This window comes from Salmonella sp. NW645 (genome assembly GCF_051703725.1).
GTDB classification, from domain to species: domain Bacteria; phylum Pseudomonadota; class Gammaproteobacteria; order Enterobacterales; family Enterobacteriaceae; genus Salmonella; species Salmonella enterica.
Genome location: NZ_JAMMKR010000001.1, coordinates 42084 through 55146, shown reverse-complemented (window position 1 = coordinate 55146; position 13063 = coordinate 42084). Strand labels below are relative to the sequence as shown.

The 13063-nt window shown below is 46.3% G+C and carries 13 protein-coding genes and 3 pseudogenes; 9 read left to right on the top strand and 7 right to left on the bottom strand.

Annotated elements, in window-relative coordinates:
• Positions 1–127: 127 nt before the first annotated feature.
• Positions 128–1036: a LysR family transcriptional regulator gene (locus NA389_RS00300; protein WP_001176637.1), complete on the bottom strand. Its 909-nt coding sequence runs from the start codon at positions 1034–1036 to the stop codon at positions 128–130.
• 387 nt (positions 1037–1423) lie between these two features.
• On the opposite strand from NA389_RS00300, the gene NA389_RS00295 reads away from it, so the two are divergent.
• Positions 1424–1612, top strand: a complete 189-nt coding sequence (locus tag NA389_RS00295) for a DUF29 family protein (protein WP_001276022.1) — start codon at positions 1424–1426, stop codon at positions 1610–1612.
• A gap of 275 nt (positions 1613–1887) precedes the next feature.
• Here the strand turns inward: NA389_RS00295 and NA389_RS00290 are convergent, their stop codons facing one another.
• From NA389_RS00290 to NA389_RS00280, 3 genes and pseudogenes are all read right to left on the bottom strand, one after another.
• Positions 1888–2220, bottom strand: coding sequence for a DUF1493 family protein (locus NA389_RS00290; RefSeq protein WP_000253078.1), 333 nt, complete (start codon positions 2218–2220; stop codon positions 1888–1890).
• Positions 2214–2312: pseudogene (locus NA389_RS00285) on the bottom strand (STM2901 family protein); the annotation flags it as partial. The pseudogene NA389_RS00285 and the gene NA389_RS00290, both read right to left, overlap by 7 nt.
• Positions 2306–2425 (bottom strand): annotated as a pseudogene (locus NA389_RS00280) (type II secretion system protein GspD); the annotation flags it as partial. The pseudogenes NA389_RS00280 and NA389_RS00285, both read right to left, overlap by 7 nt.
• Before the next feature lie 151 nt (positions 2426–2576).
• On the opposite strand from NA389_RS00280, the gene NA389_RS00275 reads away from it, so the two are divergent.
• From NA389_RS00275 to NA389_RS00265, 3 genes and pseudogenes are all read left to right on the top strand, one after another.
• Positions 2577–2825 carry a type II toxin-antitoxin system Phd/YefM family antitoxin gene (locus NA389_RS00275; RefSeq protein WP_000885424.1) on the top strand — a complete coding sequence of 83 codons (249 nt, stop codon included), beginning with the start codon at positions 2577–2579 and terminating at the stop codon, positions 2823–2825.
• Entirely contained in the window at positions 2815–3099 is a 285-nt protein-coding gene (locus tag NA389_RS00270; RefSeq protein ID WP_000221344.1) for a type II toxin-antitoxin system RelE family toxin, read from the top strand. Before NA389_RS00275 ends, NA389_RS00270 begins: the two co-directional genes overlap by 11 nt.
• Positions 3100–3217: 118 nt before the next feature.
• Positions 3218–3499 (top strand): annotated as a pseudogene (locus NA389_RS00265) (RidA family protein); the annotation flags it as partial.
• 51 nt (positions 3500–3550) lie between these two features.
• Here NA389_RS00265 and NA389_RS00260 read toward each other — a convergent pair.
• Together NA389_RS00260 and NA389_RS00255 are read right to left on the bottom strand one after the other, a co-directional pair.
• Positions 3551–4630 carry an S-adenosylmethionine:tRNA ribosyltransferase-isomerase gene (locus tag NA389_RS00260; protein ID WP_000954692.1) on the bottom strand — a complete coding sequence of 360 codons (1080 nt, stop codon included), beginning with the start codon at positions 4628–4630 and terminating at the stop codon, positions 3551–3553.
• Positions 4631–4822: 192 nt separating this feature from the next.
• The gene (locus NA389_RS00255; RefSeq protein ID WP_001293645.1) at positions 4823–5311 is read right to left on the bottom strand and encodes a MarR family winged helix-turn-helix transcriptional regulator; all 489 of its coding nucleotides are present in this window, start codon (positions 5309–5311) and stop codon (positions 4823–4825) included.
• 44 nt (positions 5312–5355) lie between these two features.
• Here NA389_RS00255 and NA389_RS00250 point away from each other — a divergent pair, with 44 nt between their 5' ends.
• The 5 genes from NA389_RS00250 (at position 5356) to NA389_RS00230 (ending at position 12184) form a co-directional block, all read left to right on the top strand.
• Positions 5356–6864 (top strand): FAD-dependent oxidoreductase, encoded by a 1509-nt coding sequence (locus NA389_RS00250; RefSeq protein WP_000199418.1) that lies wholly within the window; start codon positions 5356–5358, stop codon positions 6862–6864.
• Positions 6854–8095, top strand: a complete 1242-nt coding sequence (locus NA389_RS00245) for an MFS transporter (RefSeq protein WP_001095740.1) — start codon at positions 6854–6856, stop codon at positions 8093–8095. The genes NA389_RS00250 and NA389_RS00245 overlap by 11 nt, the downstream gene beginning before the upstream one ends.
• 69 nt (positions 8096–8164) lie before the next feature.
• Positions 8165–9721: a PhoPQ-activated pathogenicity-related family protein gene (locus tag NA389_RS00240; protein ID WP_000476907.1), complete on the top strand. Its 1557-nt coding sequence runs from the start codon at positions 8165–8167 to the stop codon at positions 9719–9721.
• Positions 9722–9897: 176 nt separating this feature from the next.
• Positions 9898–11184, top strand: a complete 1287-nt coding sequence (locus NA389_RS00235; RefSeq protein ID WP_000824240.1) for an MFS transporter — start codon at positions 9898–9900, stop codon at positions 11182–11184.
• Entirely contained in the window at positions 11159–12184 is a 1026-nt protein-coding gene (locus NA389_RS00230) for a zinc-binding alcohol dehydrogenase family protein (RefSeq protein ID WP_000864934.1), read from the top strand. The genes NA389_RS00235 and NA389_RS00230 overlap by 26 nt, the downstream gene beginning before the upstream one ends.
• Before the next feature lie 58 nt (positions 12185–12242).
• Here the strand turns inward: NA389_RS00230 and NA389_RS00225 are convergent, their stop codons facing one another.
• A complete protein-coding gene (locus NA389_RS00225; protein ID WP_000388417.1) occupies positions 12243–13034 on the bottom strand; it encodes a FadR/GntR family transcriptional regulator in 792 nt (263 codons plus the stop codon).
• Positions 13035–13063 lie beyond the last annotated feature (29 nt).

Genomic DNA, 13063 nt, shown 5'->3' with positions numbered 1-13063 from the left:
TGTGGTAGTTAATTAATCTGAAGAAGATCTTAAGCCTCTTTATTGTTACGAAAAACCATCCAATCTTTAAAACAGAATTACTGATAAAGTAACAATAGCCAGGTCGGATATGCACGAAAGAGCGTTATCAGAGATGTGCATCCGGACCAAAAACCTCGCACAGCCAGTCGATGAATACACGAACTTTAGGTGCCAGATACCGACGATCCGGGTAAAGCAGTGAAACCGGTTTTGGCGGGGGCGGGAAATCAGTGAGGATCTCTGTCAGCTCTCCACTGGCAATAAAGGGTGCAAGCGACGGACGCAATCCGTGTAGAATCCCCAACCCCGCCAGCCCACATGAAAGAAACGCTTCTGAATTGTCTACCAGGATGCTGGAGGGTACTTTTATTGACGCAATACTGCCATCAACCGTGAATTTCCACTCCATTATCTGCAGGCTGTGATTACTGAAAAAATTTACAGCCCGGTGGGACGTCATCAGCTCATCGATAGAGTGCGGCGTGCCATGCTTCGCAAGATAAGATGGCGCAGCACAGGTCACCATGGCTGCCGTTCCCAGACGTCTGGCAACAAAACTGGAGTCATTAAGCTCACCAAGTCGGATGACGCAGTCCACACGCTCGGCAATCAAATCAATCTTGCGATCGGACGTACCAAGTACAATCTCAATATCCGGGTATCGGTTCTGAAAATCTCCAAGAGCCGGAATGATGACTGCCCGGGCGAGTGTAATAGGGACGTCAAGGCGCAGGCGACCTTTCGGCGGTTGCGTGCGGGAAAATAATCGCCGGACGTCGTCCAGCTCACTTAAGAGCGACAGGCAACGCTGGTAAAACTCTTCCCCTTCATCCGTCATACTGACCTGTCGTGTTGTACGATGCAGGAGCTTAACGCCCAGATCATGTTCCAGATTCTGAACGGCGCGGGTAACAGCAGGGCGGTGCAGTTCAAGCACCTCCGCCGCGCGGATAAAGCTCCCTTGCTCTACCACATTGACATAAATATTCATGGCTTCCAGCATATTCAGCTGCATCTGTTCTTAGTCCTCAACCATTATTTGTGTCGAAGGGGGAAGCTCCTTATAACATTCCTGTCTGCTGGAACATATCCCTTTGTGAGCTGATTGTTTTATCTGGAGTAACATACTGCTATCGATACATGACTTTTACCGGGTGGTTGAGGTAAGACATGTCATTTGTAAAATCGCTACCAATTCTTCGCAACCTTTTTGGATGTTCGGCGGCGTCGTATACAAAAACAAACAGGCCAGGCGATACGGTTACGCATGTGCAGGTCATGCCAGGCGCGACGCTAAAATACGAGCCGATTATGTTTGACCGCCGCCAGTGTAGCGAGTGTGAATGGCAGACAGTGAATAATCAAACCTCGTGAAATGAGGTTCCCATTAATTTTTTAGCCCATGTCAGCGCAGCGCAGGAAAATTGCCCGTCGTCTGGAAAAAAGCCCGTTATTAAAACGGGAACTGTCGGAAATGGCTGTTGAGTCCTACGGCGATGCCGTGTTATCTGCAGCGCGTGAAAAGAGTTTTCCGTCTGAAATGCCGTGGGCGCTCGCTGATGCGCTGCGCGACGATTTCATCCTGGACTGACACACTGACAATGACGAACCGAACACAATAGCCGGTTTTTTTATGCCTGAGCGGCGTGTGCTGCGTGAAATCGTGTGCAGGAATAGCGGGTGCAAATCAACAGAATTCGCTCAGCGTCACGGCAGGGAAGGGATCAAACTTATGGGCCAGAAGTTTTTTGACATGCACGAATCCAGCCGCCTTAACATGTCTTTTAAATGTTCTGGTGCATTTAACATAATATACATTATGCGCATTAGAATAGCAGAGGGCGAAAAGCAGCCCCCCAGCGTGAATCAGTCATACAACCAGCGACCAGACCTGGCAGACGCAATGAGCATACCTATCGTGAACTCCGGCACCTGAGGAATATCGTTTTTGCGAAACGGATTAAGCAAATGCTTTAGCGGTGGTTCTGGCGGATAGTATGTTGTGATCGAGAAATTCCCTTTATCTACATTGAATGTCGTAAAAAAATCATCCATCAATGCCAGTGCTTCATCATCTTCCAACCGTAAATCTGAATCCAAATCTGTTGACGGTGTCAGTTCTTTTTTCTTAAAGAGGTAAATTCCATCATGGCTTCTTACCAGTTCATAAATCCGCTGTTCAAGAGCATCACTTACCATATTTTATCGCTTCCTCTGGCAATACGGTTGTAATCCCTGCCTGTACGATATGCAATCTGCGACACGTCAGAGGCCAGAATAATCCATCCGACTGTTCAGCAAGGCCACCAAGTAAAATAATATCACCATCTGCAAGGCTGACTTCGGTTGTTACATCACGCTTGATAAGGGTTGGCGAGTTATTAACGCCGGTTTCAGTGGTCACAAGTTAGGTTCTGGACATCTGAACTTAGCCTTGAAAAAACCGTCAGCTGCCCGCATCACTGACCGGGCTGGAGCTGAATCCCCTTCGTGAAGGATGCTTTTATTAGTACTATTAAAGGTGCTATATTTAGTCATCAACCAGGAGGTAAATTATGGCATTTCAAATTTTAACGACTACTGCAGCAAGCATTACAGAACTGAAACGTGATCCAATGGGAACTTTCAATGCCGGAGATGGCGCTCCAGTTGCCATTCTTAACCGTAATGAACCGGCTTTCTACTGTGTGCCTCCGGCACTTTATGCTCATCTTATGGATATTCTTGAGGATGAAGAACTCGGTCGTATTATCGATGAGCGTGCGAATGAACGCGTCATTGAGGTCAACATTGATGACTTATAAGCTGGCATTTAACGAATCAGCACTAAAAGAGTGGAAAAAACTGGGTCATACCATACAGGAACAGTTTAAAAAAAAGCTAAGGGAACGGCTTGAAAACCCTCGGGTTCCGGCTTCTCAATTACATGGAAGAAAGGATCAGTACAAAATTAAGCTGCGTGGTGCAGGATACAGACTGGTGTACAGCGTCGAAGATGAAATTATCACGGTAACTGTCATTGGTGTTGGAAAGCGTGAAAATGATGCCGTCTACAAAGTGACACAACACAGAAGCTAATCACTCAGGAAATGCTCTCTTTCCCCGTCAAGCGATACGACAAACAGGCTCAGTTCTTTTATGTGACTGCACCTTGACATATGTCACGTATATGAAACTATGGCCTACGTTGTGTATGGTAGGCAGTCACACAGACGGCACGCCGGAGTCTGATTTTCAAAAACAAGTGAGGCTTGCTTTTGAAAACCTGAAAGCAACACTGACTGCAGCAGGATGCACATTCGATGACATAGTGGATGTCACCACATTCCATACCGATCCAGAGCAACAACTTAACGACGTTATGGCGGTGAAACAGAAGATATTTGCCCATCCCCCTTATCCTAACTGGACCGCTGTTGGCGTTACCTGGCTGGCCGGCTTTGATTTCGAAATAAAGGTTATTGCCCGAATCCCCTGATGCTTATTCTCGGTAAAACCGGTAGCATTATGTGTACCGGTTTTATTTTATTCATCCCTGCCCTTCATCCTGTATGATTAACATGCAATCACCAAACATATCGAACTGACATGACTGGATATCTTCTGAGGCATAGGCCTTCATGAGTAGATCAACCCCAGCAAACTGACCGGTTAACACCATATGCGTCGTTTTTGGCTGATGTAAGTTCGTTAGCAGGCAGTCAACCACTTTCAGTTGATAGCCTGGATGTATATAAAGTTCAGTCCAGCCAGAACTTGCTTTGAGGCAATTGTGCTCCCTCGAATACGCGGATTCCAGGCATCGTGTAACGGTAGTTCCTACGGCAAAAATACGTCCGCCATTTTGCTTCGCAGTATTAATGATATCCGCTGTTGCTTGCGGAACCTCGTAGTATTCTTCGTTGATAGTCACTTCCTCTACACATTTTGTTTGTATTTTTCTGTTGGACAACATTTCTGTTGATGCAACATGTAAAGTGATGAAGGATATTAACCCACCTTTATCTTTGATTTTTTGGATAAGATCCCAGGTAAAATGAATGCCGGCAGAAGGTATTTCCAAAGAACCATACTTTTTAGAAAAAACGGAACGGTAAGCATCTGGATATTTATAAAACAAGCTGGAGTCCACATACTCATCAAGACGCTCACCATGACTGGCCAAATAGCAAATTAAGGCCTCATGATTTTCCACGACGGCTCGGTACTGGCTCTCTTCGCTAAACTTTTGCTCTATCTTAATGGAAATTTCAGGGTTATCAACCAAATAGAAAACATCATTCGCGTTAAGCCTTTCTTTTAAAAGTCCGGAAATAATTACTCTATTATTTGGTAAAAATCCCTCTAAAACAATTTTAATTAACCTATTCTGTCTTGTTTTACAGATAAACATATGGTTTATTATAGTACTGTCGTTAAAACAGATTACATCACCTTCTTTGATATAATCTGTTACTTTACTAAAGTCTACCTTATGAATTTCCCCTTTACTCCGGTTGAGGACAAGCATTTTACACTTTTCCCTGTATGAATCATTGGCTATCCAATGAGGTCTGAGTGGGATAGTCATCTGATCGGTAATGCGAAAATCATATTTTTCGGTAAGCATATATTTACCCTTTGAAAAACCATTGATACGGCGATTGTTATATAGCCGTATTCTGCAGTATACGTTAGCCTTTCAAAGGGTGAAAATTAACTCGATAAATGTTGTTGTTATATTTACTTTGCTGGCTATTTAATCAATGTCAGATACCGATATTAACCTGGACGATCGGATTTGACCGCCCTTTTCTTTTGCTTATTCCGGCATTGGAGCATCGCTATCCATTGCATCGGCAAACTTTTGCATTAACCGAACAAAGACATCAAGTTCATCCTGAGGCCAGTCTTTAAAAACAACTTTGCCCATTTGCTCTCGCGCAGCGTCTATACGCTCCGTCATCGCCTTTCCTGTCCGGGAAATAACGGCCTCGCGTATACGACGATCGATGGCATTATGCTGCCGTATTATCAACCCCAGCTTCTCCAGTTTGGCGACCTGTCGGCTTACCGTCGTATAATCACGACCGGCACGTTCGGCTAACTCAACAACGCCAATCGGCCCTAAACGTTCGATACTAATAAGGATCGAAAATAGCGCACGATCGAGTTGAATCCCCGCCTCTGCAATTAATTTCTCATCATTACGAGGCCGGTTAAGCGCGCTCACCACGCGAATCAACGCACTGTGAAGCACCTTCATTTGCTCGGAAATATGTGTATCTTGCACATTTTTATTTTCTGACATAGCATGCCTCCTCTTATGTGCATAATACACATATCGGAGAGACGATGACAAGATACACCACTACAGATGTACTGATCTGCGGCGCTGGCGTTACCGGGCTTACTTTAGCCATCGAACTGGCGCGTCACGGGGTCTCATTTCGCCTGATTGAGAAAAGAACGACGCCTTTTATCGGCTCCCGCGGTAAAGGTATTCAGCCGCGAACGCAAGAAATCTTCGAGGATCTTGGAATACTCAATAAAGTGGTCGCCGCCGGCGGGCTCTATCCCCGATTACGAACCTATCGTCACGACGGAAGCTATGTAGATTCAGTTATTGCGCATCATACAAAACCGACCCACGCCGAACCCTACCATCTGCCATTGATGGTTCCACAGAACGTGACAGAAACGATTATGCGGGAGCAATTAAAAGCATGGGGACATCGGGTAGAGTTCGGCTGCGAGTTACGACATTTTGCGCAAACCCCACGCACGGTCACCGCGTATGTTGCCGGGCCGGCTGGAGAAGAGGTCATCATCGCGCATTATTTGATAGGCGCGGATGGCGGCGGAAGCTTTGTCAGAAAAAAATTAGGCGTCAGCTTCCCCGGTCATACGTTGGGAATCCATGCGCTTGTGGCTGACGCTTCACTTTCCGGTCTGAACCGGGATGTATGGCACCATTTTAACGATGGCGATATGGCGCGGATGATAACGATTTGCCCTCTCGCCGGCACGCAGCTCTTTCAAATCCAGGCGTTGTTGGCCCCGGACGACTCGCAGAATTTCTCAGCCGACGTGCTCACGGCTTTTCTTACTGAGCGAATCGGGCGGACGGATGTTCGCATCCATTCGATTCCCTGGGTATCGAAGTACCAGATGAATGCGCGCATAGCGGAACATTACCGTGTGGGTAAGGTATTTTTAGCCGGTGATGCCGCTCATGTGCATCCGCCGACGGGTGGGCAAGGGTTAAATACCAGCATCCAGGATGCCTATAACCTGGGATGGAAAATGGCAGCCTCGCTGCGGGGCGCAGGAGAAGAGCTTCTCGATAGCTATGAACAGGAACGCCGCCCGGTAGCCGAATCACTGCTCCACCTTTCTACCCGATTACTTGACTCTCAAAAACAGGGTGGCATCAAACGAGAACGCGACGTTCAACAACTTGACATCCAGTATACCGACTCCCCCTTAGCCCACACGTTGCCCGAACGTCAGCATGGGTTACAAGCGGGAGAAAGAGCGCCGGATGCTCCTCTTTTGGGTGCCGGCGGCCAATCATTACGATTATTTCAGTTACTCCAGGGTCCGGACTGGAATCTGTTGGCCTACGAAACCCACGGTAAGGTCATCGATGCGCGGCGAAATCTGCGTATTCATCACATTGGCGAGCAGGACGAGCTCATCGATACCCTGGGGCACTTCCGGGAGTCCTATCATCTGGCGCCGGGTCAATGCGTGTTGATTCGACCCGATGGCTATGTCGGCGCATTCTTTCACGGCAAACAGAGCAACGATATTGAAAATTATCTCTCTCGTTTTTCCATAGGGATTAAAGATGAATACTAATGTCTATGAGAACACCGACAGCGAAACTATCACTCCGCTCAACAAGCGGCGTATTTTGCCTGTTTTCCTGCTTGTCGGCCTTTACGCCGCCAGTACAGCGGCTGTAATGTCAGTACTGCCTTTTTATATCCGCGAGATGGGCGGTTCGCCGCTTATCATTGGAATCATCATCGCCACTGAGGCTTTTAGCCAATTTTGTGCGGCGCCCCTGATTGGCCACCTTTCCGATCGCGTTGGCCGCAAGCGAATACTGATTGTCACGCTGACTATTGCGGCGATAAGTTTACTATTACTCGCCAACGCGCAATGTATCCTGTTTATCCTGCTCGCCCGCACGCTTTTTGGCATTAGCGCCGGGAATTTGTCAGCCGCCGCAGCCTATATTGCCGATTGTACGCACGTCAGAAATCGGTGCCAGGCAATCGGTATCCTCACAGGCTGCATTGGTTTAGGCGGTATTGTCGGGGCAGGCGTTTCAGGGTGGCTATCGCGTATCAGTCTGAGCGCGCCGATCTACGCCGCCTTTATACTTGTCCTTGGGTCTGCCCTGGCCGCGATTTGGGGGTTAAAAGACCCGTCCACAACATCACGTACCGCAGATAAAATAGCGGCGTTCTCTGCCCGCGCTATTTTAAAGATGCCAGTCCTTCGCGTCTTAATCATCGTAATGCTTTGTCATTTCTTCGCCTATGGCATGTACTCTTCACAATTACCTGTTTTTCTTTCTGACACCTTCATCTGGAATGGGCTTCCCTTTGGGCCAAAAGCGTTAAGCTACCTGTTAATGGCGGACGGGGTTATTAATATTTTCGTTCAGCTATTTCTGTTAGGTTGGGTGAGCCAATATTTTTCGGAGCGAAAGCTAATTATTCTAATCTTCGCCCTTCTTTGTACTGGATTTCTCACTGCGGGTATCGCCACGACCATACCAGTGCTTATTTTTGCTATCGTTTGTATTAGTATCGCTGATGCGCTAGCCAAACCCACTTATCTTGCCGCCTTGTCCGTCCATGTATCGCCTGCCCGACAAGGTATCGTCATCGGAACGGCGCAGGCATTAATCGCAATCGCTGATTTTATATCCCCTGTATTGGGCGGATTTGTCCTGGGTTATGCCCTGTATGGTGTCTGGATCGGTATAGCTATCTCTGTCGCCATTATTGGTCTGGTGACGGCAATGATTTACCTTTCAAAAAGTTCAGTGCTAATAGCGAAACCAGAAACAGAATAATGTGACAACGTCACAAGCATTATTACTCCTTTCTTCCCTTATTTATCAAAAGTATTGTACTTATATTGAATGTTTAAGAGGTATTTATGGAAATTATGCTGGTTGGCATTTGCCCTTGTAAAGCGCGGGGAAAGCATGAAAAAAATATATCTCGTTGTTATCGTACTGTTTTTTATTTCTACAAAAGTTTATACACTACTTCATAACAACATCTTCTTTTGTCGAAACAGCCCGGAGTGTGATTTGTCTCATGTTCTCCCCGACTACCGGGAGAAGATTTCAGGCACACCGCTAAAATATACCTTGATTAGTACAGCTCCATTAGCACAGGTTGTAGTCAGACACTATGAATTATTATCGCAACACTGGTCGCCAGATGACATGGTAACCCCTGCGCAATGGCGACATAACGTTGATATTTATATCCCTGAAACGGCAAAAGAGCACCATGCTTTGGTGGTTGTAAACAACGGAATTAATTATGATAAAGGCGTACAAATCACTGGTAAACCCGGTGATTTCCCCCAGGAAACACTGGCAAGCATCGCCCGTGATACGAATACCATCGTAATATCAGTGAGTGATATACCTAACCAATATTTAACCTTTCAGGATGATAAAAAACCACTGAAAGAGGACGAGAGCGTTTCCCGAAGCTGGGCATTATTTATGGAAGCGCCGGAGCAACGTGAGTTAATGCCCTTAAATATTCCTATGGTCACTGCCCTATCGCAAGCGATGAGATTAGCAAAAAAGGAGTTAACGCAATGGAATATAAATTCCTTTATCATTACAGGTATTTCAAAGCGTGGGTGGACTACCTGGTTGTCAGCTATTGCCGATCCTGATGTTGAAGCAATTGTTCCCTTCGCCATTGATCTACTTGATATTGATGCTTCACTTGAGCATATTTATCAATCATACGGTGGAAATTGGCCCATTACATTCTACCCCTACTACCAGCAAGGCATAGATGAGAAAATAAAATCCCCCACATTTACCCAGCTAAGGCAAATAATAGATCCGTTAAGATATCTCAACACTATTTATCAACCCCGCCTTGCAATACCGAAATATATTATTAATGCAAGCGGCGATGATTTTTTCGTACCAGACAATACTCGCTTTTATTATAGCAAACTCCCTGGCGTAAAATCATTACGTATAGTGCCTAATATGAACCACTACTCAATTAACCAGTTCGCTGAAGAAAGCCTCGTTCCTTTTATTAATAGGTTTCAAAGTAAAAAAACATTACCACAGTTGATCGGCCTTATTCACCACCATCTTCTTACGGTCTATTTCTCAGAAGCGCCGGTAAAAGTCGTTCGCTGGACAGCCAACAATCCAAATGCGCGTGATTTCCGTTATGCCTGTGGCATCCGTTATCAGCCGCTTACAATAGATATTCCCGCCAACAATAAGATCAGTATTACGTTAAATGAACCGAAGACAGGTTGGGAAGCTACCTATATCGAAGCCACTTTTAATGATGGCTATGTCGCCACGAGTCAGGTTTATATTACGCCCGATGAAAAATACCCACAGACAGCACCACCTTCCGTTAACGCCACATGTCAAACGTTACCGGGGCGTGGATTAGGGGAAAACGATAGCCCCGATTGAATTTTCAAGTAATTGTCTGATTTTAAATAATTTTATCCATCACGCTTGCGATGGATAAAAATCCTCTGCGATAAATTTTTGTTATATTGATCACGTTCTAACCACAAGAGAGGTGATTTGAAAATAACCTTAAAATATTGTGGTCAGGCCGCTAGACCACAATAAGAGGATTAATCATGAAAAGAAAAACAATGGGATGGCTTATCGTTTTTCTTCTATTTATAGTTTACATGCTCAACTATATGGATCGTTCAGCATTGTCGATAACTGCCCCCTTGATCGAAAAGGAGTTAGGATTTAACGCCGCGGAGATGGGAATGATCTTCAGCGCATTTTTTATCGGATACGCCCTGTTTAATTTTATTGGTGGCTGGGCCAGCGATAAAGTTGGGCCAAAAACGGTTTTTCTCATCGCAGCGTTACTATGGTCTGTATTTTGTGGCTTAACTGGTTTAGTCACCGGATTGTGGACAATGCTTATCGTGCGCGTTCTTTTCGGTATGGCTGAAGGACCGGTCAGCGCTGCCGGAAATAAAATCATCAATAACTGGATTTCCCGAAAGGAGTCTGCCACGGCGATCGGAATTTTTAGCGCCGGTTCCCCGCTCGGCGGCGCGGTGTCCGGGCCGATAGTGGGCCTGCTGGCGTTATCCTTAGGCTGGCGCCCCGCATTTGGCATTATTTTCTTATTTGGCCTGGTCTGGGTACTACTGTGGTACTTTATCGTTAGCGATAAGCCAACAATGAGTAAACGCCTGGCGCCGGAAGAACGCATTGATTTTGAAAATCATGAGGACGTTATTTTATCTGATGATGGCCGGGCTACGCCTTCACTCGGCTATTACATGAAACAACCAATGGTATGGGCAACAACTCTGGCTTTTTTCAGCTACAACTATATTCTTTTTTTCTTCCTGACCTGGTTCCCAAGTTACCTGAACCATTCGTTACATCTCGATATTAAAGAAATTAGTATCGCCACGGTAATTCCCTGGGTCATCGGCGCCATTGGTATGGTGCTCGGCGGCGTCTGTTCTGATGTAATTTATCGGATTACCGGTAATGCTCTGCTCTCACGTCGACTTATTCTGGGCGTATGTCTGGCAGGCGCAGCGGTATGTGTTGCCGTTTCCGGTACTGTTAGCACTATTGGTAGCGCAATTACGCTCATGTCAGTTTCACTCTTCCTGCTCTATTTAACGGGCCCAATTTATTGGGCGGTTATTCAGGATGTTGTTCATAAAGATAAGGTAGGGAGCGTCGGCGGAGCCATGCATGGCCTGGCTAATATATCCGGCATTATCGGTCCGCTTGTCACCGGTTTTATCGTTCAATTTAGCGGTAAATATGACTATGCGTTCTATCTGGCTGGTGCTATCGCTATCGTTTCAAGCCTGTTGGTCTTCGTGTTTGTAAAAAGTAAAGGATTCAAAGCCAATGAAAGTCAAAGCTGTGTTCATTAATAAGCCTGGTGAAGTTGAAACCCGCTGGGTGGATTATCCCCATAAGAAAGAAAATGAAGTATTAATTAAGGTTGATGCTGCAGGCATTTGCGGATCGGATATCGGGGCTTTTCGTGGAACGAACCCACTTGTTACTTACCCAAGAATTATTGGGCATGAAGTGACCGGAATTGTTCTTCAGGAAGGTACCGGAATGCCGGACAATATTAAAAAAGGCGACCGCGTGATTGTTGACCCCTATATTTATTGTGGTCACTGCTACCCTTGCTCTGTCGGCAGAACTAACTGTTGTGAAAATTTAAACGTCATTGGCGTGCATGTCGATGGCGCAATGCAGGAGGTGGTGACTCATCCCGCACATTTAATTCATAAAATACCAGATAATGTGCCTTCTGAAATGGCGCCGCTGGCAGAACCGCTGACCATCGCTCTGCACGCGCTGCATCGGGCAAACGTTAAGGCCGGGGAATATGTTGCCATCATCGGCGCGGGGGCCATTGGTCTTATGGCGGCATTAAGCGCGCGTCATTACAAGGCAACGCCTATTCTGATTGATATTGTGGAAGAAAGGTTACGCTATGCGCAAAAGCTTGGCGTTCCCTATGTGCTGAACGCCGCTGACGATCAGGTTATCGACGCTATTAAAAATATCACCCACGGCACCATGGCGCAGGTCGTGATAGAAGCTTCCGGCGCAAATAGCGCTATTCGAAATACGCTTGATTTAGCATCGTTTGCTGGTCGTATTTCGTTTACCGGATGGCCAAAACAGGAAACGTCGCTGCCGACGAACCTGATCACCTATAAAGAACTGGATTTACGCGGCTCCCGCACCAGTGCCGGTGAATTTGATGAGGCATTACGTATGCTGTCTACGCTGGAGATTAATCCACAAGATGTTGTCAGTAAGATCGTCAATCTTGATGAGATCCCTGATGCAGTTAAAGAGCTTGATCGCTATCCGGAGCGCTACTTAAAGATTAATGCTGTTTTCCATTGAGTTACGGCGAGTTCTACCGCATGGCATGACCGCCATGCGGTGTTATTCATCGACAAACTTAGCCGCCGACAATCTTTCTCACATAGCGTAAATGTTCCAGAGATCCCTCATAGGCGCTGTCAGCATCAGACTGGCGCATCGCATCCACTATCGCTTTATGCTGTTTGTTGAGATTAAGTAAAACATTTCTGTCTCCAGACTGCTCATCAAGCCCGGCATAAGGGATATTAATCCGTTGTTCCCATAACATACGGGACATATCGAACAACACCCGGTTACGGCTGGCCTCAGAGATCGCAAGGTGAAATTCTTTATCCAGCGAGTAAAAGCCGTGGACGTTATTATCGTTAATGGCTTGATCCATACGATGATAAATCGCCTCTATTTGGTTGATGACGTCAACGTTATCGTTTTGTGCGGCTAAGCGCGCACAATGGCTATCGACCAGCTCGCGAGTAGAGAGAATTTCTTCGATGGTATAGTCGCTGGCAAGGTGTTTTTTATCTGAAACGATAACCCCATTACCGGACTGAATCACGATCCATCCGGAGATCTCCAGTACAATAAGGGCTTCTCGCAAGGAGGCGCGGCTCACGCCAAGCTGTTTTGCCAGTTCGCGTTCTGGCGGTAAAAAAGTTCCCGGGGGAAAAATATTATCATTGATCAGCTTAATGATGAGGTTGGCTATCTTCTGATAGAGCCTCTCCTGCCTGACCTCAGGTATAACCATGCGCCCTCCAATCCATATCCAGGGGATTTTGAATGGATTTAGCATACCATCCTGGCGCTGGTGATCGTGATAATTAATTACCGTGCATGATAAAGAGAAGCAACCGCCGGTAGCCTCCATTACCTTCGCCGAGACTACCGGGGAAACTA